The following is a 23,488-nucleotide window of genomic DNA, read 5'->3' as shown; positions in this document are numbered from 1 at the left end:
ATATCCATGTTTTTTTTTGAGAGTCTAATTATAGGGAGGAATTTTCATGTCAGAATTTGCACGCAAACCACACTTTTCACAGAAGAACGCACAGAAATCAGAAATTGGCCAGGTATTGAATCAGCAGGTAGCCAACTGGACTGTGTTATATACAAAGCTTCATAATTATCATTGGTATGTCAGGGGAGAAAACTTTTTCACCCTGCACGAAAAATTCGAGGAGCTGTATAATGAGGCAAATGAAAATATAGATGTCCTCGCAGAAAGGCTCCTGGCTGTAAATGGCCGTCCGTCCGCTACCCTTAGAGAGGTTTTGGAGGTAGCCAGCATTAATGAGGCTTCCGGCAATGAAACTACAAAGGAAATGGTACAGGCCTTATCAAACGATTTTCAGCAGCTGATCAAAGAGCTGTCAGCGGGAATGCAGACTGCGCAGGATGCTGGAGATGAAGGTACGAGCGATCTGCTGCTTGGGATTTCCGTCTCGCTGGAGAAACATTTATGGATGCTGTCTACATTTTTAGAGCATTAATAAGAAGTCAAAATAGTGTCCCGGAGGGCACTATTTTTTTGTTTCAAGATTCGTTTTCAAAGATTCGGCCTTTTAAACCCATTTAAATCATTTACCAATAATTACCGGGTGTTCATCCAGTTTTATCCTTTGTATAATAAGACTTAATTTTCTATAATCTAGGTATACTTTAGAAGGAGATGAGTCTTTGAATTCACGTCCAAAATTTATGTCGAAGTTCGTTCTGCCGCTGGCAGCTTTATTGATCATTGTTGGTGCTGTGTCTTGGATTATTAAAGGGACTTCAAAGGAGATAGCCATTCCATTCTCCTCGATGACGGAAATGATAGAGACTCAAAAAGGCGCTCCTGTCAGCCTTGAGGAACAACAAAACGGTAAACTGGTCCTGACGACTGAAAAAGGGGATTATGTTTCTTATGTTCCCCCAAACAGCCAAATGGTAGATAAATTAGTGGAAAAGTTCAATGTTCAGTACACCTACACAAGCAGCAGTGAATATACCGGCTGGATCCTTGGCGGACTTGTGATTGCTGTCATAGCGGCAGCCGTGGTCTATCAAAGGAAAAACAAGGGCGGCCTTGGTGCTGCGAATACTATGAAAAACAGTGTTGCAAGAGCACGTGCACTCCCAAGCATCACGATTAGCGATGTAGGCGGCCTTCCCAAAGAAATGAAGGAAGAAATATTGCAAACCCTCTCCATTGTTAAAGATCCCGAAAAATCAGCCAAAGTCGGTATAAAGCCGCCCAAGGGGATTTTATTATACGGCCCTCCCGGAACGGGAAAAACTCTTCTTGCACAGGCTATGGCCCGCGAGATTGGGGCTAGCTTCTATAGTGCAAGCGGAGCTTCCTTCAATGAAATGTTTGTCGGGGTCGGCGCATCACGGGTGAGAAGCCTGTTCCAGACCGCCAGGAAGCAGTCTCCTGCTGTCATCTTCATTGATGAAGTGGATGCCCTTGCGGCGAAACGCAAGCAGCATGGCGGAGAGGAATCCGAAAAAACGTTAACAGAACTCCTTGTCCAGCTTGACGGAGGCCACCAAAACGACGGCATTCTGTTCATCGCTGCAACAAACAGAAAAGATATGTTAGATGAAGCGTTCCTCCGCCCCGGCCGCATCGACTTCTCCTTTGAAGTCCCGCTTCCTGATACGAGTGGCCGGAGAGACATCATCGAGATCCATGCTAAAGGCAAAAAACTTTCCGATGATGTCGCAGCTTCATTAGATATCCTTGCGGAAAGCACCTCGGGCTTTTCAGGTGCGGAGCTCAGCTCCCTGTTTGAAATGGCCAGCAGAAGGGCTGTAAGAAATGGCAGCGAATCCATTCAGAAGTCGGACCTGGATTTCGCATTGGACCGCACCATCTTGGGCTCCACTTCCAGGGACCTGAAAGATGCTGATACAAAAAGGCGTGTGGCCATCCATGAAACCGGACATGCGCTGATATCATCATTGACCAAACCAGGTTCAGTCCGCAAAGCTACCATCATCCCGCGCGGACAGGCACTGGGCTATGTAGCTCCGCTTCAGAAGGAAATGCATCTGGCTACTGCATCTGACCTGATGGATCAGGTTAAAATGATCCTTGCAGGCGGTGTATCTGAACGCCTCTTCCTGGGTGAGCATAGCATAGGCGTAGGTGGAGATGTCCAGCAGGCCAAGAAAATCATCGAGCAAATGGTCGACCTAGGCGTCCTGCAGGAAGGATTCACCCTTTCTTTCAGCAAAGAGGATAAAGAAGAAAAGATGAAAGAATTATTTTACGAAGCACTCGCCGAAACAGAGATGCTCATCGATACACACCGACTTCAGTTTGATGCCCTGGTAAATGCTCTTCTCAAGAAAGAAACATTAGAGGGCTGGGAAGTCGACATGATCGTGAATGAAACGGATTTAGTTGAATTAGCTTCCATGTAAGAACAAAGCCAGCCCGATTTTTCCGGGCTGGTTTTAGTTTGAATAAAAAAGAACCAGCTGCCCCTTTGGCTTCTGGTTCTTCTATTTTAACTCTGGCGGTTCATGTAATTCTTCCTCAAGAAGTCCACATATAGATCATCCCGCACCAGCCAGGCATAGTACTTCCTCTTCACCACTTTTTCTGCTTCTGAGAAGGTGTCGAAGGATCCTTTTGTTTCCCTATTCATTTCCAATATCCATGAACCATTGTCCCTGCGCACTAAGATGGTATCCTGATCTTGATTGCTGAACAGGCAGAAAATCTCGGGCTCTTTGACATTATAGCGGTTGTCATGGGCGTCCGCCCTTAATGGCTCCATTTCAAACGGCTTTTCCACAAACAATTTAAATCCTTCCGGAGTCAGGCTGCATCCGGATGCTTTTTGGTGGCCGCCTCCCTGATATCTTCCAGCCACTTCTGAGACATCCACATGATCATGGATGGTCCTGAGGCTGATTCTCTTTCCGCCGACCATTACAATAGCGATATAATCCAGATGGCTGAATTCCTTCATAAGTTCATTCCCAAGTTCAGAATGATAATTTTCGGCATGAACTATGCCCGCACACTCCTCGCCGATATAGATCTGGTATACTTCCCTTTTCTTTCTGCGGATATAACGATCTATCTTATTTTCTTCAATTTCAAGCAGCTTTTTCTCCAATTCACTAAATTCAAAAGGCGCCGTTCCAGCAAGGCGGCTCAGCATATTTTCTGCGAACTCTTCAATAGGATACATAAAAAACAAATCATTCAGGCGCTTAGCATCCTGAACAGAAAGCCTGTCCCATTCCCATGTATCATACAGCCTGACCAGTTCGACGAATTCCTCCGCAGCCTGGGATCCTCTTAAAGCTCCGGAAGCGGTCAGATGATTATAAAACAGCGAGGTTGCTGAAGCAGGCTTTCCGTCATCTTCAACTTTTACACTTGCCCACGAATGGCGGTTCAGGTGGTCTGCAGACTTGTGATGGTCAATCAGCTCAGCATGCCCGCCGGCATCAATAAAAGCCTGAATGTTTTCCTCATTCTTTTCACTTACAGATAAATCTGTTATGTACAGCTTTCTAGAAAAATCCCCAGTTTCTATAAATTTCTCTACCTGCCTGTTCAAGCTTGCTATGGAATTATACCGGACCTCGACGTTGTCACCGAATGCAAGCCTGGCCAGTATTCCGCACCCCACACCATCTAAATCATTATGTGTAAGCAATGTATACATGATTAACCTCCTGAATGTTTAAGAAAACTTGCCTTATGTTTTGAACCTGGGGCAGAATCTATTCTTTAGCCCATAAAAAAACCGGAGGCAGCCTGCCTCCGGCCCTTTGTTACATTTTAAAGTGTGAAATGGAAGTCTGCAAATCATCTGCAAGTTTGGAGAGCGCTTCTGCCGAGGTAGACACTTCTTCCATGGCAGCAAGCTGCTCTTCAGTCGCTGCAGAGCTTTCGAGTGCAGCAGCCGCACTGACTTCATTGATTTCCTTTACCTCAGCCACCGCTTCAGCTATCTGGCTGCTGGCTTCTGATAATGTCTGGACAGAAGCAGACACTGCCTGGACGCGTGAGGTGACTCCTCCAATCGATTCCGCGATTGATGTGAATGCTTCATTGGCCTCGGCAGAGTCCCCCAGACCGTCCTTTACAAGGAGGGACCCTTCCTCCATTGTCTGAACCGCAGTTTTGATTTCTTCCTGAATCTGACTGATCATGACCGTTATCTGATCCGCCGAGCGTTTGGATTCTTCAGCAAGCTTCCTGACTTCGTCAGCCACCACTGCGAAGCCCCTGCCCTGCTCCCCGGCACGTGCCGCTTCGATGGCGGCATTCAGTGCAAGAAGATTCGTCTGATCGGCGATACCTGTAATCAGACCCACAATGGTGCTGATTTCGGCTGATTTCACATCCAGGGACTGAATGGTTCCGGATGCCTGGCTGACTGAATGGTGGATTAAATTCATCTGTTTGACAACATTCACAATGGAATTGCTTCCTTGCTTTGTCACAGCTTCTGCATCTTCGGCTGCAGAGAGCATTTCCTCACTGCTTTCAAAAATTTCACGAAGCCCATCCGCCATATTTTCAACAGAAGAAGATACCATTTGAAACTGTTCCAGCTGATGCTCCATTCCTTGTGCCGCTTTTTGTGTGTTACCGGCTATCTGCTCGGCCGCCGCTGTGCTTTCTTCTGAACTGGCAGCCAGCTGCTGGCTGCTGGCTGCAACCTGACTGGAGGAATGGTGGATTTCTCCGACCATATGACGTATATTTCCGGTCATCTGATTTAACGAAGTGACCAGGCTCCCTATTTCATCTTTGTTTTTCACTTTAATCTCATCTACCGAAAGCTCTCCTCCGGCAATTTTTTTAATGGTTTCAGAAGCCGCAATGATCGGCTTTGTTATGCTTCTGTTTACGAAATAGGAGATTAAGAGAGCTAACGCTGCTGCTGCAAGACTGAAGACAGATATTAAAATGATAATATTTTTGGTTTTCTGCGTCAGCTTCGCACTTTCTTTTTCTACATTCGCCATCTCATAACTGACCGCTTTATCAACGGATTCCCTGAACCTTTCTCCTATGTTTTTGGAAGAAGTCTTCACAATTGTCATATAGACATTTTGATTATTCTCTCTTTTTGCCTTTACTTCCTTTTCAACGATCTGCTGATATTCGATGTGTACTTCATTGATTCCTTTGACAAGCTCTTTCATCTTTGGATCTTTCGTCTGTGACATGATCAGCATCACATTTTTCTGGAATCTGTCAGAAGCCCTGTGGTATTCTGCCAAATTTGCTTCTTCCCCAGTCAAGAGGAAGCTTCTGACTTCAGCCGACTGATGAAATAGATCAGACTTCAACTCCTTGATTCTCGCCACATTGGTAATATCCTTATCAATGATTGTCGAGTAAGACCTGTCCACCTGGCTTATCTGGACCAGCCCTAATATCCCTGCTCCTGCCATTAAAATGAGGACTGCAAAAAAACCGCCCCTGATTTTCGCACCAACCTTTAATCTCATTTTATTCATCCCTCTTTGCATTAAATGTATGTATAGTTCATATATCGGACGAAAGTCACGGATTGTTTAATCTTTCTAAAAATTTCCTTAAAAAGATTCCTGGATCGATACAAAGGACTAACTTTTGCCCGCAAGCCATCCCCTGCTGGTGCATGAGTTCAGGGATACCAGCCGGATAAACTTTGATGGCAATATAATAGAATAACGAAAGCAGACTGGTGAAAGTTCTTTTCAATTAACACCGGTTGCTTGGCAGTCTGACCGGGAAATCCTCTGACGACCGAAATGACACCGATTCACATACCCCTTACCGCCAAAATGAAGCTGGTATACTAGCAAACAGGTCATCAGTCCTTGTTACGGCCAAAATGCTGCCGGCACCTGGAAATGGACATAATTTATTTCTTAGATTGCAACTAAGCTCGGGAATTAGAAAAGGCGGCTGCCCTGGATCAGCAGGGCAGCCGCCTTTTTTATATAATGAAATAATTCTAAAGGAATTAATGGCTATGCTCCATTCCTTTGTGATGATGCTTCCATTCTTTTTTACCTTCAAAGGGAACGAACCCCTTCTTTTCGATCAGGGTATAATGCTCTTCAATCCTCTTCAGCATCTTTTTTCCCTTTTCTTCCGGTATGACGCCAAATTCAATATATTTGGAAATGAGTCTTTTCTTTTCAGTTAAGAGATTGCGATGAATGACCAAGAGCTCTTCCTTTTGCTGTTGAGTCAGTTTAATTTCTGGCTGCGGCTGTTCCATCTGGGCTGATGCCGCTGCGTTTTGGGACAGGAGCAATGCGATGGCTGCCATGAAAATGAATGCTAACTTTTTCATTAAAATACCTCCTTTGGAAGTATTCTTTTCAGATGCTTTCTTTTTATACATATAATTTTCAGTATTGAATTCTGCCTATTGAAATATCTGCCTGAATAAAGCTCCCCGGGTTTGAGACCGGCGAGCCGGACAGCCTCCTCAGCATATAGAGCTGACCTATATGGGTCAATACATCTGCAAGCGGCCCCTGCATGATTTGTTCAAGGGTCATAGTTAAGGGTTCTGCCCCTGTTTCCATCGCCACGTCTATTTCTTCAAGGAGCTCAAAAAACCGGCTTATTTCTGCTTCTCCCGACAGCGGGGTGCCGCTGTCTTCACAGTTAACTCCAAAAGCGCGCGCCGCTTTTGTAAGCACAGCATTCATATGGTTAACCATTTCAATCGGAGTGCGGACACCTTCCCCTGCTTGAAATGCCATGAATTCAGGGGGTGCCTGCCGGAATGCAAATCCTGCTCTGTACCCGATGGCAGCGACCAGGTGCCTCTCTATGTTTCTTTCCATACTTAACCTCCTATTGGAAATCCTAAAGTATTATGTTAAAGCAGGCAGGATATTATGAAGGATATATTGAAAACAACTATATCAGATCCAAATGATGAAATAGAGAAAAAGACACCCTGAGGAGTGCCCATATTCCAATAGCTGCAATTTACGATTTCAGCCATTTTAAAAGCCCGCCCTCAGGAAAAAGGTCTCATTATATGAAAGCTTCACTCTTATATTTTTCCTGAGTCATACCATTCCCAGTCACCATGTAGTTTTTTCCCTGTGGCAAGGCCTTTAAACAATTAAACAAGCAGGTGATGATATGGTAAAAAAATCAGAACATTTTACAATCGAACGAATCAAGGATGGAATTTATGCAGCCATTGCAAAGACAGGCGGCGGTGCCGTTTCAAATGCAGGCATAATCGATTTGGGTGATAAAACAATTATTTTCGATACCTTTAATTCCCATTGTGCAGCAGAAGAATTAGCAGAAGCTGCTGCCGAACTGACTAAAGGGCCGGTCCAATATGTGATTAACAGCCATTGGCACGGAGATCATATCAGGGGAAATCAATGTTTTAAAAAAGCAGTTATCATCTCCTCTATTGCGACAAGGAATAAAATGCTTGAGGTCCACCCTGAAAGGATTTCAGATCAGAAGTCGAAGATTCCGCAGCTGCTGTCACATATAGAAAAACTGGAAGGCGATCTTAAAGGAGAAAACAGTGCGGAAAAGGCAAAAAAATTGAAGATTCAGCTGGACTTCCTCAAGGAAATTGAACGATCCCTTCCCGGGCTTGAATTCACTCCCCCTGCCATCACCTTTGACAAACGGGTGATTTTCACCGGGACAGAAAAAAAAGCAGTGCTTGAAACGCTGGGAGGCGGACATAGTATATGCGACTCTTTTCTCTATATACCTGAAGACAGGATCCTCTTTAGCGGCGATCTGGTCACAGTGGGCCAGCACCCTATGCTTCGTGACGGCAAACCTGAACTCTGGCCTGGGATCCTTGATAAGCTTGCGAAGTACAAAGTCGACGCTTTGATACCCGGCCACGGACCGGCAGCTGACGAACAAGCCATTGCAGACATGAAGGGTTACCTGGTTATGATTAAAGAATTGGCCGCCAGGTTAACAGGCCAGGATGACCCATTGGAACGAGCATCCATCCCTGCTGAATTTAAAGACTGGCAGGGAGAAGAATCATTCCGCTCCAATATCGAATTCCTTCTTGGATGTAAAGAACCAAAACCTGCAATATGAATCAATCTGTTTTTAGCTGCGGTGCTTCATTTTAAGAGTATAAATCAGGCAGCTGCAATAGAGCAGCTGCCATCTTTTTGTTTCCACAAGTGTTCAAGAACCTTTATCCCGACCCGTCATTACCTTTTGATTTCCTGCCTGATTTGATATTTTAATATTTTCCCGCTGGCATTCCGGGGCAGGCTGTTCAAGAAGATATAGGAACGTGGCCGTTTATAATTTGCCAGTCTGGTGCTGTTTTTGCAAAAGTCCTCAAGGGTCTCGGCGGTCAAGTTTTGATCTTTTTTTACAATGATGGCGGTCACCGACTCTCCCCAAAGGTCATGCGGCTCCCCGATTACGGCAGCTTCAAGAACATCCGGATGCTCGTAGAGGAGGTCCTCCACTTCCCTCGGATAGATATTTTCCCCGCCGCTGATGATCATATCATTAAGACGGTCCTTAATATATAAAAAACCGTCTTCATCCAGATAGCCTAAATCTCCTGAATGATACCAGCCTTTATATACGGCTTCCCTAGAAGCTTCTTCCCTGTTGTAATATCCGCTCATCATACAGGGGCCCCTGACAATGATTTCTCCGGTTTCATAAGGCGGGAGAGTTTGTTCAGGATTAGAAGGGCCGTCCTCTGCCGGCTTTACAATCCTGATTTCATGATTGAGTGCAGCCTGGCCCGCTGACCCGGATTTTTCTATTTGATCTTCATCTGACAAGAACGATATGGCTGGGCCCATTTCAGTCATCCCATAGGCTTGGACAAGCTTTATTCCCAGTCTGTCACGGCATGCCCTTACAAGGGCGGGAGCCATCGGTGCTGCTCCGTACAATCCGAGCCGCAGGGAACGGACAGAATGAATCTCAAGATCCTCTTGAAGAATCATATTCCACATGGCGGGTGCTGCAAAAAGCATGGACACTTTTTCCGACTCAATCAGCCGCAGCAGTCTTCCGGGGTCGAACTGGTGCAGAAATACATGACTCGCCCCTGCATGGACACGGGGCAGGAAGGCACAATGGAGCTCAGCACAATGAAACATAGGCGCCGCCGCTAGACCGCAGTCTTTAGAAGTGATGCCTGTCGCAGCAATGCACAGCAGGCTCTGCTCGGCAGCGTCCCTGTGCGAATGCATGACCCCCTTCGGTCTGCCTGTTGTGCCGCTCGTATACATGATGGCATACAGGTCATTCTCATCCACATCCACTGTTATTTCCTTTATGACTGCTCCCTTCATTTCAGCTTGGTAACTCTTTGCAAATGAGGGGGTATCCTGGTCGATAAACCAGAATGAAATATGCGGAAACCTCATCCGGACAGCTTCAATCACCTGCCGTGTAGCTTCCTCAAATAAAACGATTTTTGGCTCTGCATCCTCTAGGATAAAAGCCGTCTCCTCTGCAGTCAGGCGGAAATTGATCGGATTAAAGACACCGCCGATCATGGCACAGGCAAAGTAGGAGGTTCCCATTTCCTCAGTATTATAAAGACAGGTGGAGATACGGTCTCCTTTTTTCACTCCTGCTGCAAGGAAGGCATTTGCAAGTGCATGGACTTCCTGATGCCAGCCCCTGTAAGTCAAATGTTTATCCTTTCTGGAATCATAATACGCTTCTTTGTTCGGAAACTTAGCTGCGGTCATTTCAAAAATCCGGCCAACTGTCATTCCCATTTCAGGGCCTCCTTTGTTATCACCTTAGATTTCTAAAAATCCAGTCTTTCAATGATGGTTGCATTAGCCATTCCATGTCCTTCACACATGGTTTGAAGTGCATACCTGCCTTTGATCCGTTCTAATTCGTGAATCATGGATACCATGATCCTGGCACCGCTTGCTCCAAGGGGATGTCCCAGGGCAATCGCGCCGCCGTTCGGATTCAGCTTCTCCGGATCTGCACCAGTTTCCTCAAGCCATGCAAGGGTAACAGGGGCAAACGCCTCGTTCACTTCGAATATATCAATATCATTGAGGGTGAGACCTGATTTCTCCAGAGCTTTTTGGGTAGCCTGAATAGGGCCTGTAAGCATGAGAACCGGATCTGAGCCTGTGACCACCCTTGTATGAATTTTAAAACGCGGCTTTATGCCGAGTTCTTCCGCTTTCTCTCTGGACATGATAAGCATGCACGCTGCACCATCACTTATCTGAGAGGAGTTCCCTGCCGTTATCACCCCATTTTCTTCAAAAACCGGTTTCAGGGAGGAAAGGCCTTCTATGGAGCTATCCATACGGGGCCCTGAATCCTCACGAACGATGAATTCCTTTCCATCCATAGAAGACAGCGCCAGAGGAAATATTTCTTTATCAAAGTAGCCTTGTTCAATCGCCCGCAATGCTTTTTCATGGCTGTTTAGAGCAAATACGTCCAATTCTTCCCTGGAAAAATTATATTTGTCCGCAATCCTTTCTGCGGATATCCCCTGATGGGTAATCCTGTAACGGTCTGTATACATCGAGGACGGCTTCACTCCCTGATAATTAGAGCCGATCGGTATCCTTGTCATGCTCTCCACCCCACCGGCGGCAACAATATCCATATCCCCGCTCAGAATTGCCTGGGCTGCAAAATGGACCGCCTGCTGGCTGGATCCGCACTGCCGGTCGACCGTGGTCCCTGGTACTTCTTCCGGGAACCCTGCCATCAGGGCCGCTGCCCTGGCAATATCACCTGCCTGTTCCCCTATCTGGGATACACAGCCTATTATCACATCTTCTACTGCTCCCGGATTTACACCTGATCTGTCCATAAGCTCTTTCAGGGTCAGCGCCAGCAATTCATCCGGCCGGATATCCTTCAAAGAGCCGTTCCGCCTTCCAACCGGGGTGCGGACTCCAGCTACAATCACTGCTTCTCGCATTTCTTCTCCTCCATCTATAAACCAAGATTTTTTGCGACAATCATTTTCATGATTTCATTTGTTCCCGCATAAATACTGGCGGCAGGGATATCCCTGTACCTTCTGGCAATCTCGTATTCTTCCATATAGCCATAGCCGCCGTGGAGCTGCATGCATTCAGCTGCTGTCTTTCTCGCCAATTCGGTCAATTTCCATTTTCCCATGGACACTCTGGCGGCTATATCCTTCCCTTCTATGTGTTCTGCAACCAGCGAATCAAGGAAGGTTCTGCCCATTTCTATATCAGCCGCCATTTCAGCAATCTTGAATTGTATATGCTGAAAAGAACTGATGGTTTTTCCAAATGCCTGGCGTTCCTTCACATACCGTATAGCCAGTCCCAGCATTTCCTCGGCGGCTGTCTGGGCTGCAATTGCCACAACCAGCCTTTCCTGCTGCAGCTTATCCATCATGCAGGCAAACCCTTCCCCTTCTGTTCCTATTAAATTTTCTGCCGGGACCTCGCATTCTTCGAAAAATAATTCTGCCGTGTCCTGTGAGTGTAGTCCCATCTTATCCAGCTTCCGTCCGCGCCGAAAGCCTGGAAAATCTTTTTCTACGGCAAGAAGGCTTATTCCTTTATGTCGCTTTCTTTCGTCCTTATTAGTCCTGCAGGCGACTATAATCAAATCTGCGTGGATTCCATTGGTGATGAACGTTTTTTGCCCGTTCAGGATATACCTTCCGCCCTCTTTTCTTGCGAATGCTGTCATTCCTGCTAAATCTGACCCGGCTCCTGGCTCCGTCATGGCAAGCGCCGTAATGATGTCGCCTGTAATGCACCCGGGGAGCCATCTCTCTTTCTGTTCCTCTGTGCCATATGCCGTTATATAAGGAACGGCAATGTCATTGTGCAGGCTGACTCCTATAAGGCCGGATCCAATTCGCTCCAGTTCCTCGACAAGAACGGCGGAGCAGCCCCAATCTCCTCCAGCCCCGCCATATTTCTCAGGAACATCAGGGCACAGATAGCCCTGCCTGCCAAGCTTTTTCCAGAAATCCCTTGGTATCAGCCGGTTTTCCTCCCAGATTCTGTATTGGGGCCGAGCTTCTTTGTCCAGGAATCTTGCCAGTGACCTTCGAAAGATTTGATGTTCTTCCTTTATGTATGAACCAGCCAATCCCAACACTCCCTCCATTTATTACCTGAGCCATCATCAAGGCATCAGCCTGACTGCTCCATCCAGACGAATGATCTCCCCATTCAGCATAGGATTTTCAAGGATCGCCTTTACAAGGCCTGCATATTCTGCCGGCTTTCCAAGACGGGAAGGGAAGGGAACTGAGCTGCCAAGCTCTCCCCTTGCTTCTTCCGGAAGGGACGCAAACATAGGCGTATCAAACAGCCCCGGGGCTATTGTCATCACCCTGATACCATGGATTGCGAATTCCCGGGCAAGCGGCAGTGTCAGCCCTGCCACACCTGCTTTGGAGGCACTATACGCAGCCTGTCCAATCTGTCCCTCAAAGCCGGCAATTGAAGCGGTATTGATTATGACTCCCCTCTCCCCGTCTCCATTCCTAACATTGGCTGTCATTTTCTCTGCAGCAAGCCGGACCAAATTGAAAGTTCCTATCAGATTTACCCCTATAACTCTTTCAAACGATTCAAGATCATGCAAGCCACTCCTGCCCATAACCTTCCGTCCGATGACGATCCCTGCGCAATTTATAAGAGCGTCAATTCGTTTAAAATGCTCCAGGGCGCTCTCGAGTGCATGCTTCACCTGCCCCTCATCCCTTATATCACAATGGCAATAAACCACAGACCTGCCCAATTCCTTCGCGAGAGCTTCTCCTTTGGCAGCATCCCTGTCCAAAATGGCTGCCGAGCCTCCCTTGGCCGCTATTAACCTGATAACAGCTTCCCCGAGACCTGAAGCTCCTCCCGAGACGATAGCTTTACAGTCCTCTACTTTCATGTGACTCTCCCTTGTTTTGACGAAATATTCTGACTATATGTTGTGTGATAGTACTTAGAATTGAACGCTAAAAAGTCTGGCGGAAAATATTTTTGAGGATTCTTATGGAGAAATTATATTTGTATTCTATCAAAATATTCTATATAAAAGCCATCAATCAGATTAGCAGGCTTAGCAGTAAAATAAGAAGAGGGACTCCGTCAGCCGCAAGCCAGCCATAATCATTATATTCGTCTGACCCTCTGCTTATCATGCAATTTCAGGAATAGGAATTTATAATTAATCTCCAGACTCTGCCGGATATATTGTTAAGTCTCTCCTAAAAAAATCCGAAAAAAAGACGCATATCGCGTCTTCTTGGTGCCGTTACTTCTTTTTTGAGTTCTTTATCTGCTCCCACGTCTGTCCTGAATTCCTGGAAAGGAAAATTTCGTTATCATAGGTTGCTGCAGCAATCATTTCCTGGTCCTCCGGATTTACACTCAAATAAAGGATGGGATTGTTTGGCCTGGCATCAAGAAATGATAATTGTCTCTTGCTCATCGTGGCAAGTTCCAGCAGGTAGATGGCTGGCCTTCCCTCATTTAAGTCCGCATAAAGAATCGAGTCTTCTCCGAATGCCAGGGCAGTGACAGGAGCTTCAGACGGAAATAGTCGAAAGGACCCGCCATGGTCAGTGGAAAGGAAAATGCCTTCCTTGGCGAATATGCCAATACTGCCAGCCTGATCAGGATCAGCCGCCATCCCGCCAAGCTGTTTGGACGTTAAACCCTTAAGCTTGCTTTTCGACCAATTCTTTCCTCCGTCGGCAGTATGGAGAATTCCGCCCTCTGTCCTGCTGAAAAGGTAAACCTCGCCTGTCTTGAAGCTTGCTGCCAGCTGATCATACGCCTGCTTCTCGATTCCGCCGGCAGTATTCAGGCTTTTCCCCTGATTCTTGCTCTTTACAAGGCCAAGGGGGTTTCCTTTGGAGCCATCTTTATATCCGCTGGTATAGATTCCATCCTCCGCGACAGCAAGCGAGAGATAATCATTCCGATTTTTCGACGGCGCATGCCACTTTGAGTCTTCATATTTATGTATCCCTTTTTCGGTTGCTATAAATAGAGTAGACTCTCCGGCAAAGCCCAGCCCTTTTATGTGATTAAATGATGCCTTTTTAGAACTTTGGAAATAGCTTGATGTATGTTTATCTGTCTGGCATCCGGTGAGGACTGCCAGTATGCAGGCTGACAATAGTACCGCTGCCTTAATGTTCTTCATGGTGTTTCCCCCTAAACCCTGTATAATCCCATCATACTATAAAATGAAAATATGCACATTTTGTTTTATCGAATCTGTATTTTAAAAGATAGTTTTTTTTTGGGGGCTCACCGCCCGCCCTGCACAGGCAGAGTGCCCGTAGCGTTAATCATTCTTTATGTTCAGCAGCCCCAATATTTACGGAAACAGCCTATGAAAATAAATGTTTTGTCTTCATGTGTTTCATGGAGGATCTTCAAAGTTCCCATTGAATATTTACAGTGTAATAAAATGGAAATAACAAAGAAAGGGGAATGCTGCTATAAAGTTAACCAACTTCAATATACTGTTTCCAATATCCCTGGTCCTGGTCAATATCATATTCCTGGTTTTTTTGATTGAAGAGCTGATAGACGCATCTGAACCTAATTTTGGGATACTCGGCTTCTCCTCACCGGTATTCGCTTTTGTTTCCTTTCTTTATATAAAAAAGGTCTCAAAACATGGAGCCTCTTCACTTTTTATTGGTCTGCAGATACTTAATTGGATTTTTATCCTTTTTCCTGCTGCTGTATTCGTCTATGGATTCATTATGATGGTGGATTACTGACTCCTTGGATTTTTGAAATAAACGCCGATTTTGAATGGAGCAGCAAAAACATGCCCCATTTGGAGACAATATGAAAAAGAGACTGTCCCGCAAGAAAGGGACAATCCATCAGAACTCATAAATTTTCCCGGTAAAGCGGCATGCTCATGCAGCGCGGGCCGCCCCTGCCCCGGGCAAGTTCGGAGCTCAGCACTTCAATAACCTCTACTCCACTGCTTCTCAGTGTCTCATTTGAGATATAGTTCCTGTCATATGTGACGACAACTCCCGGCGCGATGGCTAATGTATTGGAGCCGTCATTCCACTGTTCCCTCGCCGCTGCGATTGGATCACCGCCGCCGCATGGAATCAGAACAAGGTCTTCAAGGTCCAGAAGCTCCTTCAGGACAGAGAATAAATCATCCCTAACCGTAATCTGTATGCCGTCTTCATCCGGTTCCATTACGTATAGATCCATTTTACCGTCCGGCCCCATGATGGCTGGGTGAATGGTGAATTTATCCCGGTCCACCATCGTAAATACAGTATCCAAATGCATGAAGGCGCGTGTTTTAGGAATTTCGATCCCTACCACCTTCTTGATCGTTTTTGATTTTTGGAATAAGTTTTTCGCTATTTCTTCAATTGCTTTCCTTGATGTCCTGTCACTGATTCCGATAGCCACGACTTCAGAACTCAGCACCAGCATATCCCCTCCCTCAAGGGAATGGGATTTATCCCTATTGAACCAGATCGGAATATCAAATGGAGCGAAATCCGGATGATATCTTAATATATAATTCATAAAGAGAGTCTCTCTCTGCCTCGCTTTACGGTCCATCTTATTAATTGATATCCCATTGCCGATCACGGCTGCAGGGTCCCTCGTAAAATAGAGGTTTGGCATTGGATCAAGCGAGAACGGGTATGTATCCAGGTTCCTGAACCGGGTAGCTTCTTCAGGGGTATAATTAAGCATGCCCTTCATTACCTGAAGGACAAGTTCCTTTGAGGGCAGAGCAAGGAGGAATTCTTCAAGTTCTTTGCAGAGTGCCTGATTATCCGCACAGCTTTCCTGAAGTACGTCTGTTACAAACTGCTTTCGGATGGATTGAGTATGCAAGGCTCCCGCGGCAAGGTCTTCAAGGTATACCACCTCTGTACCCCTTGCCCTTAAAGCATCGGCGAAAAAATCATGTTCCTTTTGTATTGCCGGCAGGTATGGGATATCGTCAAAAAGCAGTCTCTCTAAATAGTCGGGAACCAGATGTTCAATTTCACCACCCGGACGCTGAAGCAGGACCTTTTTTAAGGTTCCTATTTCGGACGTGATATTTAAAGGATGGATGACTGTCTGGTCGGCCTGCGTTCCTCCCATGACTTCATCTCTATTTTGTTTTGAAAGATCAAGCAGCTGGCTCATGCATTTTCCCCACCTTAAATTTTTCTGTTCTAAAGAACAATACCCTAATCAGGCGGAGCTTAATCGTCAATACGGGAGACTGTTATCGCATGAGAGGATTAAAGAAAGGAGTTGTTTTCAATATGAGACGGGCAGTGAACCGCTGCGACAAAGGAACTTCCACACAGAACTCCTCTAGAAACCAACGGCCTGTTTTCCTGAGCTTTTAAATACATATTCAGCTCGTCGGGAAGCAAATTATCATAAAGGAGGTCATATTGATGGAACCAACAAAGCCTGGCAACGATCATCTTCCTGATTTTAAAGAGCTGGATGACCGTTTTATCGGTGAAAAACGAATGTCCGGCCCATCTCTTGTCATTGAAACCAAACTTGATTCCCAATCTGTTACTGAAAGCAATCCTTATATGCCGGCGGAAGATTCTAAAGCAGATAAAAAGGATTTCCGGAATTATTTCGAAGATGACAGCTATGAATAATCAGCAGCAAAAACCTGCAGGGTTATCCTGCGGGTTTTTCCTGCTGACCTGAGTCCGGCTGTGCCTCGCAGCCTGCCTGTCTTGATCTTTAAAAGCATATTGATATTTTTTTCTTATGCGAAGAGTTATCCTAAATACCCTTCCACTTCTGTCAGCACTCCCTTAAGCTTTTCTGCACATGCTGAAAAATCATGTTGGCGTGTCTGGTTTTCAGAATTTAACGCAAGCAGCTCGAGTTCTGCCTGGACTTTTTTCATGCTGGCAAAAAGCAGCTGGCGTTCACTCGGCGTATTGATGGTATGGTGGTCGTTATAGAGGTCGAGTGTCAGTTCTCCATAGGTGTCCACCTGGGCGAGGAAAACATTTTCCTGGGATGCCCCCCGTTTTTCGAGTTCGCTGTTGAGCCACTCCAGGGTGCAGCCCGTCTTACCAAGTGCTTCAAAGATGACCTGCCCATCCATGATCACCGTCTGTGGTTCTTTTTCATTGGGCATGAAAAGCTTGAGGTCCTTGCCGGTCAGGGGCTGATTTTCCTTTTTCAAGAGGATGCTCAGTTTTCCTTTTGGTTCCAGGACAGCGAACTCCACATCCTTGACATTGAAGACTCCTTTTTCCCGAAGGAGTGCTGACAAATCTTCAATGGAATAATTTTCTTTTTTCAAGTGATCTTCAAGAATTTTTCCATCCTGAATGAACACGGTGTCCTGTCCTTCAATCAATGCTCTGAATTTCCGGTTTTTTATGGATAAAACATCTGTCAGATAGGACACACCCGCAATGATGACAATGCCGGTCAAGCCATGGATGATACCAATGTCCCTGCCGAGGATAACCTCTCCTGCGATGTCACCCAATGTGATTCCGGATATGTATTCAAACAGGGACAGCTGGGATATATGTTTTTTGCCAAGGATCTTGGTCGTGATAAATAGGATGATGATGAATATAAGGGAACGCGCCGCAATAGAAGATAGGCTCAATTCCTGCTCCTCCTTCTATTCTGCTTCATTTTTGGCATACAGCTGTCTTTGTACAGTATGTTTGATTTCGCCGACCCGGACCATGGCCTCATGAAAAGCAGTCTGGGCACTTTTGTCACGAGCGGATAAAGCCTGGATGGAAAGCTGTGCCTCTATTCCTTTTAAAGAGGCTAACGTTTTTTTTATATCGATTTCTGCCGTCATGTTTTACCTGCCTTTTCCGACAATGGTGTGGTTTTTACCATAGTATTTCATTTTTCATGTGGGGATATGTAAAAAACACTGCCAGCAGGCAGTGTCAGCTTTGTGAATATGCGGTCTGTGTGCTTGAATCCTTTTCAAGCCGGATTAGATACAGATTAAGGATGACGCCGAGGAGGGTCATGAAACTGAAGAACAGGTATACACCATGGATTTGGAATTTATCCAGCACGATTCCACCGACAAAGGTGTGGAACCAGTTGCCTAACCCATTTCCTACCGCTGAATATATGGTTACGGCCGTCACTGCTATCTGGACTGGGGCTATTTCCCTGATATATTGCAGTCCTGCAGGCAGGAAAAGACCAACAGAAAGTCCCTGAATGACGGCTGATATGTAAATGACTGTAATATTTGGTTCAGTGAAATAAAAGGACCATCTGACCAGGGATGAAATCCCAGCTATCAATGCAATGGGCAGCAAACCGATTTTATGGATCCAGTCCCCGGCCGCCCGCATAAATGGAATTTCCGATAAAACGGCAACCAGAAAGGCAATTCCAATGCCGGTATATGTTCCCCCCCTTGCTTCTACAAACAATCCAAAGTAGGTGTTATTGGCAAGGTTTGGGCCGAAGATCAGGAATGTGATGGCGAGGAATACCACAAACTTCTTCATGGATAATAAATCTTTCACCCCAAGCAGGATATTGACATTTGCACCAGGCTGCTCCTTCGGCAGATAGCCCGAAAGAAAAGTAGAAATAAACAGGGTGATAAAAAAAGCATAAAAAATGAGTTCCAGGCCCAGGTATAAATCGGAGAGCCGGCCAATGATGAACACCGCGAGCCCAAAGCCAAGCGAGCCGTAGAGCCGCACTGCCCCATAATTCTGCTTCGTCCTGGCTGTGTACATCATGGTGATGCTGTCAGATACAGGGATAATGGCGCTTTGGAATACCGCGACCAGAATTGCCACTGTCAAAAGGTAGGTGAATCCACCCTCAAGGAGATAGCCGAGGCCCATAATTCCCGCCAGCAATGATGTAAATGCAAGAACCCGCCGTGGAGCCTGGATTTTGTCCGTGAGTATCCCCCAAAATGGCTGAAAAAAAATCATGACGATTGGACCGATGGACATGATGGTTCCTATTTCAAATCCGTCAAGCCCTTTTTCCTTGCTCAAAAACACACTCAAAAGCGGAGCTGTGCTTCCAACCGCAAAGAAGGTAAATAAATAGAAGCTCTTTAAACTTATAAGCTCCCTTTGTATCTGCTTATTCAAACTACTTCCCCCAGACATTGAATTCTAGCTGTCTATACTATTTAAGCATATTTACCGGAAAAAGAGAGGTGTTTTTCAAAAAAATCCACTATGAGTTTTCTACTCGCAAAAGCAGGTACAAACACAATGAGGGGTGGAGCGGTGGAGCGGAGTAAGGCAAAGGCAGGAACGACAGTAAGATAAATAATGTTCACACCTAGTTATGGGGAGCCTTATGATACATGCTGCTCCTCCCCTTTTCCACAGAAAAAGGCAGAATCCTTAAGGAATCTGCCTTTTGGTTATTATTTCCACCAATCATCAAACACAGTGACCGCATGCTGGCGTTTGTGCTCTGATTTAAGGTAATGACCTTCGATGATCTTTGCCTGTGCCGGATCAATTTCCTTTCCTTCCAGATAATCATCAATGGCTTCATAGCTCACACCCAGAGCTGATTCATCTGGAATACCAGGCTTATTTTCTTCAAGATCTGCTGTCGGCGCTTTTTTATATAAATGTTCCGGACAGCCTAGCTCCATCAGAAGTTCACGGCCCTGCCTCTTATTCAATCGATAGAGCGGAAGCAGATCACAAGCACCGTCACCATGCTTTGTGTAGAACCCGGTGATGGCTTCTGCGGCATGGTCGGTACCAAGCACGATGCCGCCTCCTGCAGCAGCGATGCTGTATTGTGCCTTCATTCTTTCCCTGGCTTTTTCGTTTCCTTTTTGGAAATCGGTCAATTTAATTCCGGCTTCCTGAAGTGAAGCTGTACTTGCTTCAACTGCAGGTTTAATATTAACTGTCACAAGTTTTGTAGGATTGATGAAGCGGATGGCATCCTGCGCATCTTGTTCATCCTTTTGCTCGCCATAAGGGAGGCGGACAGCGATGAAAGAATAGTTGTTCCCGCCACTCTCCTCGTTCAGCTCATCTACAGCCATCTGGGCAAGCTTTCCGGCAAGTGTCGAATCCTGACCTCCTGAAATTCCGAGAGTCATCGATTTTAAGAAAGAATTTTTCTTTAAATAACTCTTCATTAAATCGATACTTCTTCTAATCTCTTCCTTTGCATCGATTTCCGGCTTAACTTTAAGCTCTTCTATGATCTTTTTTTGCAAATTCATCCTAACAGCTCCTAACATCCTATATATGTACACCTTTTTAGTATACATGTAATGACGCAAGTAATAAAAAATACTGTTATATAATTTTCCCTGACTTTTACTGGATAAACATTTTGAACATGTTATAGAAGTTTCAGAAACAGGGCATACTGCAAAGAAATATGTACCAGGAGGTCAAGCTGTGTATTTTTGTTTATCCTGCGGATTAGTATTATTTGAGGAAGAAGCCGTCGCCAGAGCGGATCAGGGAAAGCTCTGCCTTGACTGCTACAGCGAATATGAAGAAGAGCCATTCCCATTTTTCTATGAATGAAAACCAGCATAAAGAGGATGACTTTGCCAAGCCACCCAGGCCCTGAAGTCATCCTCTATTATTCGGGTCATACATTTTGACGACAGAAGGACTGGCAGTGAATTTTTTCTTTTTAGGGTTCCTCTGCTTCTTATCTCCATTTTCAGGAGGGTCTGCGTTTCCTTTCCCGCCGCCATGAGGCTCTGTCTTCTTTGACATTGGCTTGTTTTTCTTTTCTTTTCGTTTTGCCAAACCCTCAAGCCTGCTTACTGCATCATCAAATTCAGCCGGACTCATCTGCCCCATGGCCGCCATCGAACACAGCAATGCATAGGCGATGGCTGTGGTATCCACCTCTACGTTTACATTAACATCGACGTCAGAGTTGCCGCTGTGATTTACTTGTGACTGTGAATTGGTTTGAATATCCTGACTGAGCATAGAGTTCTGCCTGTTGTCTGTCCCCTGACTTTGTCCATTCTCCTGAATGACTTCATTGACAAGGTCTGAATCTAATATAGCCTGGTTTTCCAATGACAAATCCAACGTTTGTGATTCTGGCAGCTCCGCTCTGAGGGTTGGTCTTCTTCTAAAAAGTTCGCCCCCGTTATCCGGACGTCTAAAAGGGAGAAAAAAGCCCCTGCGGTCATAGTTCTCCATTGACATCTCCCCTAATGATAATTAATAGGCGGGATGAGGGCTGCCTCTCCCGCCTTATAAGACTAGTCCTGATCCTGCTCTTGATCCTGATCCTGCTCTTGATCAGAATCTGCATCAGAATTCGCCCTGGATCTGACCCTTGCATTGGAGTCGGAATCCACATCGATATCGATGCTGAAATCCACTTTTGCATTTCCGCTGTTTTTCACTTCAGAATCGGAGTGCGAATTACTCTTGTTGTTATTTACAAGATCGTTTTCATTATCATTGTCATTATCACTGATATTCTTGGTATTTATGTCGTTGTCTACATCAGAATTCGAGTTAGATTTACTATCAACATCATTATCAAAGTCAAAATCTACATCTGAATCAGAGTTTGACCTGCTTGAGCCAGAGCCGCCTCCCTGCGGGCGTCTTGATCCTCCGCCCCAGCCGTTTCCTCCATTATTAAACCAAACTGCCATAGTATGACCTCCCTTCAGTCGTTCTAAGACTAATTTATTCAAAAGGATCATAAGTGGAATGGACAATTTGACTATGTACATCATTTTTACCTGCCTATTTTCCGAGTCTTTCAACCAATCCAACGGTACATTTTTGTGTTTTTCCCTAATTAGGTTAGGGTACATACATATAGAGAACATAAGGAGGGATGATCGATGACAGAAAAGGATAACCATCAGAACGATTCAGTGGAACAGGAGAAGAAAGAGGAAAACAACCAGGATATCGATCCTCAGCGCGATCCTGACAAAAATGACAAAACAGAATCCAAATAAGAAAGGCTGTCCCGGCAAGGGACAGCCTTTCTTTATGATCTCATCGATTCTACCTTATTCCGGACACCTTCTATGCTGGCCATTTTGTTATCCCAGCATTTCTGGCTCAGATCGACCGGGTACTCTTGCGGATTCATGGTCCGCATATACTCTTCCCAAAGAAAATTCAGGCTGCTTTCATGAAAATCCTGAATGGATGATACGTCCGGCAGGTTATACACCATTTTGCCGTTTACAAAGATGTCCTTGTGGAGTTCTTTCGCTTCGAAATCCTCTACATATTTTGAGATATACGTATGGACCGGGTGGAACATTTTTATTCTGGCTTCCTCGTATGGCCGTTCAGTTGATAAAGTAATATAATCGCCCTCTGACTTGCCTGTTTTCTTATTGATGATCCGGTATACATTTTTTATTCCTGGTGTTGTTACTTTTTCCGGATTCGAGGAAATTTTGATGGTATCGGCCATCTGTCCATCCTTTTCAATGGACACGAGCTTGTACACCGCACCAAGGGCAGCCTGCTCATAAGCGGTGATAAGCTTGGTGCCGACACCCCAGATATCAATTTTTGCTCCCTGTGTTTTAAGGTTGATCATTGTATACTCATCCAGATCGCTCGAGGCTACAATCTTTGTATCCTTGAAGCCTGCTTCATCCAGCATTTTTCTTGCTTCCTTCGATAAATAGGCCATGTCCCCGCTGTCAAGCCTAATGGCCCGGAAGTTGATTTTATCGCCAAGTTCCTTCGCCACCTTTATGGCGCTTGGGACCCCTGACCTCAGCGTGTCATATGTGTCGACTAAAAATACGCAGTCCTTATGCCTTTGTGCATATTTATAAAAAGCTGTGTAATCGTCTTGGTATGCCTGAACCATAGCGTGTGCGTGTGTGCCAGATACAGGGAGCCCAAACAATTTGCCAGCCTTAACATTGCTTGTGCCGTTAAAGCCTCCGATAAACGCTGCCCTGGTCCCCCATAATGCTGCATCAAACTCATGGGCCCTTCTTGTGCCAAATTCCAGCAAGACACCATCTCCGGCTACATGTTTAATCCTGGCCGCTTTCGTAGCTATCAAGGTTTGATAATTCACAATATTCAGCAGGGCTGTTTCAATTAACTGTGCTTCTGCGAGCGGCGCTTCCACTCTTAATATAGGTTCATTCCCGAAAACCAGCTCCCCCTCCTGCATGGAACGAAGATTACCAGTGAAACGGAGATCTGCCAGATACTCGAGGAAATCATCCTGATAGCCAAGAGTTTTCAGATATTCAATATCAGTCCCGGAAAATTTAAATTCTCCCAGGTATTCAATAATCTTTTCCAGACCTGCAAATACACCAAATCCATTTCCAAACGGGAGCTTCCTGAAGTAAAGATCAAATACAGCCCTATTTTGATGGATGCCGTCTGCCCAGTAAGTTTCTGCCATATTAATTTGATATAAATCAGTATGCAGCGCGTAACTATTATCCATAACCTTCACCGCCTATTTGTATATGTATCAATCAGCCTGCCCCT

At 45.5% G+C, this 23,488-nt stretch carries 23 protein-coding genes; 6 read left to right on the top strand and 17 right to left on the bottom strand.

Annotation, left to right across the window (positions count from 1 at the left end):
- Nucleotides 1-46: 46 nt before the first annotated feature.
- Both V1498_RS09305 and V1498_RS09300 read left to right on the top strand, forming a co-directional pair.
- Nucleotides 47-532, top strand: coding sequence for a Dps family protein (locus tag V1498_RS09305; RefSeq protein WP_409298476.1), 486 nt, complete (start codon nt 47-49; stop codon nt 530-532).
- 187 nt (nt 533-719) lie between these two features.
- Nucleotides 720-2,453: an AAA family ATPase gene (locus tag V1498_RS09300; protein ID WP_409298475.1), complete on the top strand. Its 1,734-nt coding sequence runs from the start codon at nt 720-722 to the stop codon at nt 2,451-2,453.
- An 86-nt stretch (nt 2,454-2,539) separates the two neighbouring features.
- Here the strand turns inward: V1498_RS09300 and V1498_RS09295 are convergent, their stop codons facing one another.
- The 4 genes from V1498_RS09295 to V1498_RS09280 all read right to left on the bottom strand — a co-directional run bounded on the left by V1498_RS09295 (nt 2,540) and on the right by V1498_RS09280 (nt 6,854).
- Nucleotides 2,540-3,715 carry a DHH family phosphoesterase gene (locus V1498_RS09295; RefSeq protein WP_409298473.1) on the bottom strand — a complete coding sequence of 392 codons (1,176 nt, stop codon included), beginning with the start codon at nt 3,713-3,715 and terminating at the stop codon, nt 2,540-2,542.
- A gap of 109 nt (nt 3,716-3,824) precedes the next feature.
- Nucleotides 3,825-5,516, bottom strand: coding sequence for a methyl-accepting chemotaxis protein (locus V1498_RS09290; RefSeq protein ID WP_409298472.1), 1,692 nt, complete (start codon nt 5,514-5,516; stop codon nt 3,825-3,827).
- Between the two features lie 500 nt (nt 5,517-6,016).
- The gene (locus V1498_RS09285; protein ID WP_409298471.1) at nt 6,017-6,352 is read right to left on the bottom strand and encodes a DUF2680 domain-containing protein; all 336 of its coding nucleotides are present in this window, start codon (nt 6,350-6,352) and stop codon (nt 6,017-6,019) included.
- Nucleotides 6,353-6,410: 58 nt separating this feature from the next.
- The gene (locus V1498_RS09280) at nt 6,411-6,854 is read right to left on the bottom strand and encodes a hypothetical protein (RefSeq protein WP_409298469.1); all 444 of its coding nucleotides are present in this window, start codon (nt 6,852-6,854) and stop codon (nt 6,411-6,413) included.
- Nucleotides 6,855-7,161: 307 nt separating this feature from the next.
- Between V1498_RS09280 and V1498_RS09275 the strand changes: the two genes are divergently transcribed.
- The gene (locus V1498_RS09275; RefSeq protein WP_409298468.1) at nt 7,162-8,109 is read left to right on the top strand and encodes an MBL fold metallo-hydrolase; all 948 of its coding nucleotides are present in this window, start codon (nt 7,162-7,164) and stop codon (nt 8,107-8,109) included.
- Nucleotides 8,110-8,228: 119 nt separating this feature from the next.
- Here V1498_RS09275 and V1498_RS09270 read toward each other — a convergent pair whose 3' ends face one another.
- From V1498_RS09270 to arcA, 6 genes are all read right to left on the bottom strand, one after another.
- The gene (locus tag V1498_RS09270) at nt 8,229-9,776 is read right to left on the bottom strand and encodes a fatty acid--CoA ligase (protein WP_409298467.1); all 1,548 of its coding nucleotides are present in this window, start codon (nt 9,774-9,776) and stop codon (nt 8,229-8,231) included.
- A gap of 32 nt (nt 9,777-9,808) precedes the next feature.
- Nucleotides 9,809-10,963, bottom strand: coding sequence for a thiolase family protein (locus V1498_RS09265; RefSeq protein ID WP_409298465.1), 1,155 nt, complete (start codon nt 10,961-10,963; stop codon nt 9,809-9,811).
- 14 nt (nt 10,964-10,977) lie between these two features.
- Nucleotides 10,978-12,141: an acyl-CoA dehydrogenase family protein gene (locus tag V1498_RS09260; RefSeq protein WP_409298464.1), complete on the bottom strand. Its 1,164-nt coding sequence runs from the start codon at nt 12,139-12,141 to the stop codon at nt 10,978-10,980.
- Nucleotides 12,142-12,159: 18 nt separating this feature from the next.
- Nucleotides 12,160-12,924: a 3-hydroxyacyl-CoA dehydrogenase gene (locus tag V1498_RS09255; protein ID WP_409298462.1), complete on the bottom strand. Its 765-nt coding sequence runs from the start codon at nt 12,922-12,924 to the stop codon at nt 12,160-12,162.
- A gap of 366 nt (nt 12,925-13,290) precedes the next feature.
- A complete protein-coding gene (locus V1498_RS09250; RefSeq protein WP_409298460.1) occupies nt 13,291-14,187 on the bottom strand; it encodes a WD40/YVTN/BNR-like repeat-containing protein in 897 nt (298 codons plus the stop codon).
- A gap of 704 nt (nt 14,188-14,891) precedes the next feature.
- Nucleotides 14,892-16,133 carry an arginine deiminase gene (gene arcA / locus V1498_RS09245; RefSeq protein ID WP_409299232.1) on the bottom strand — a complete coding sequence of 414 codons (1,242 nt, stop codon included), beginning with the start codon at nt 16,131-16,133 and terminating at the stop codon, nt 14,892-14,894.
- A 305-nt stretch (nt 16,134-16,438) separates the two neighbouring features.
- Here arcA and V1498_RS09240 point away from each other — a divergent pair, with 305 nt between their 5' ends.
- Nucleotides 16,439-16,657, top strand: coding sequence for a hypothetical protein (locus V1498_RS09240; protein ID WP_409298459.1), 219 nt, complete (start codon nt 16,439-16,441; stop codon nt 16,655-16,657).
- Nucleotides 16,658-16,782: 125 nt separating this feature from the next.
- Here the strand turns inward: V1498_RS09240 and V1498_RS09235 are convergent, their stop codons facing one another.
- From V1498_RS09235 to nadE, 4 genes are all read right to left on the bottom strand, one after another.
- Entirely contained in the window at nt 16,783-17,637 is an 855-nt protein-coding gene (locus V1498_RS09235) for a DUF421 domain-containing protein (RefSeq protein ID WP_409298457.1), read from the bottom strand.
- A gap of 15 nt (nt 17,638-17,652) precedes the next feature.
- On the bottom strand, nt 17,653-17,841 hold the full coding sequence (locus V1498_RS09230) for a DUF1657 domain-containing protein (RefSeq protein ID WP_409298456.1): 189 nt from the start codon (nt 17,839-17,841) through the stop codon (nt 17,653-17,655).
- Nucleotides 17,842-17,935: 94 nt separating this feature from the next.
- The gene (locus V1498_RS09225) at nt 17,936-19,123 is read right to left on the bottom strand and encodes an MFS transporter (RefSeq protein WP_409298455.1); all 1,188 of its coding nucleotides are present in this window, start codon (nt 19,121-19,123) and stop codon (nt 17,936-17,938) included.
- 284 nt (nt 19,124-19,407) lie between these two features.
- Nucleotides 19,408-20,232, bottom strand: coding sequence for an ammonia-dependent NAD(+) synthetase (nadE, locus tag V1498_RS09220; protein ID WP_409298453.1), 825 nt, complete (start codon nt 20,230-20,232; stop codon nt 19,408-19,410).
- Between the two features lie 181 nt (nt 20,233-20,413).
- On the opposite strand from nadE, the gene V1498_RS09215 reads away from it, so the two are divergent.
- Nucleotides 20,414-20,545: a hypothetical protein gene (locus V1498_RS09215; protein ID WP_409298452.1), complete on the top strand. Its 132-nt coding sequence runs from the start codon at nt 20,414-20,416 to the stop codon at nt 20,543-20,545.
- A 48-nt stretch (nt 20,546-20,593) separates the two neighbouring features.
- Here the strand turns inward: V1498_RS09215 and V1498_RS09210 are convergent, their stop codons facing one another.
- Together V1498_RS09210 and V1498_RS09205 are read right to left on the bottom strand one after the other, a co-directional pair.
- The gene (locus V1498_RS09210) at nt 20,594-21,184 is read right to left on the bottom strand and encodes a hypothetical protein (RefSeq protein WP_409298450.1); all 591 of its coding nucleotides are present in this window, start codon (nt 21,182-21,184) and stop codon (nt 20,594-20,596) included.
- Nucleotides 21,185-21,246: 62 nt separating this feature from the next.
- Nucleotides 21,247-21,651 carry a hypothetical protein gene (locus V1498_RS09205; RefSeq protein ID WP_409298449.1) on the bottom strand — a complete coding sequence of 135 codons (405 nt, stop codon included), beginning with the start codon at nt 21,649-21,651 and terminating at the stop codon, nt 21,247-21,249.
- Between the two features lie 195 nt (nt 21,652-21,846).
- Between V1498_RS09205 and V1498_RS09200 the strand changes: the two genes are divergently transcribed.
- Complete coding sequence (locus V1498_RS09200) at nt 21,847-21,966, top strand: 3-methyladenine DNA glycosylase (RefSeq protein ID WP_409298447.1); 120 nt, start codon at nt 21,847-21,849, stop codon at nt 21,964-21,966.
- A gap of 32 nt (nt 21,967-21,998) precedes the next feature.
- Here V1498_RS09200 and V1498_RS09195 read toward each other — a convergent pair whose 3' ends face one another.
- Nucleotides 21,999-23,444 carry a nicotinate phosphoribosyltransferase gene (locus V1498_RS09195; RefSeq protein WP_409298445.1) on the bottom strand — a complete coding sequence of 482 codons (1,446 nt, stop codon included), beginning with the start codon at nt 23,442-23,444 and terminating at the stop codon, nt 21,999-22,001.
- Between the last annotated feature and the right edge of the window lie 44 nt (nt 23,445-23,488).

The sequence above is a fragment of the Paraperibacillus marinus genome, assembly GCF_046237605.1.
In the GTDB taxonomy this organism is placed as follows: Bacteria; Bacillota; Bacilli; order Bacillales; family DSM-1321; genus Paraperibacillus; species Paraperibacillus marinus.
This window is presented reverse-complemented; position numbering and strand designations above follow the sequence as displayed.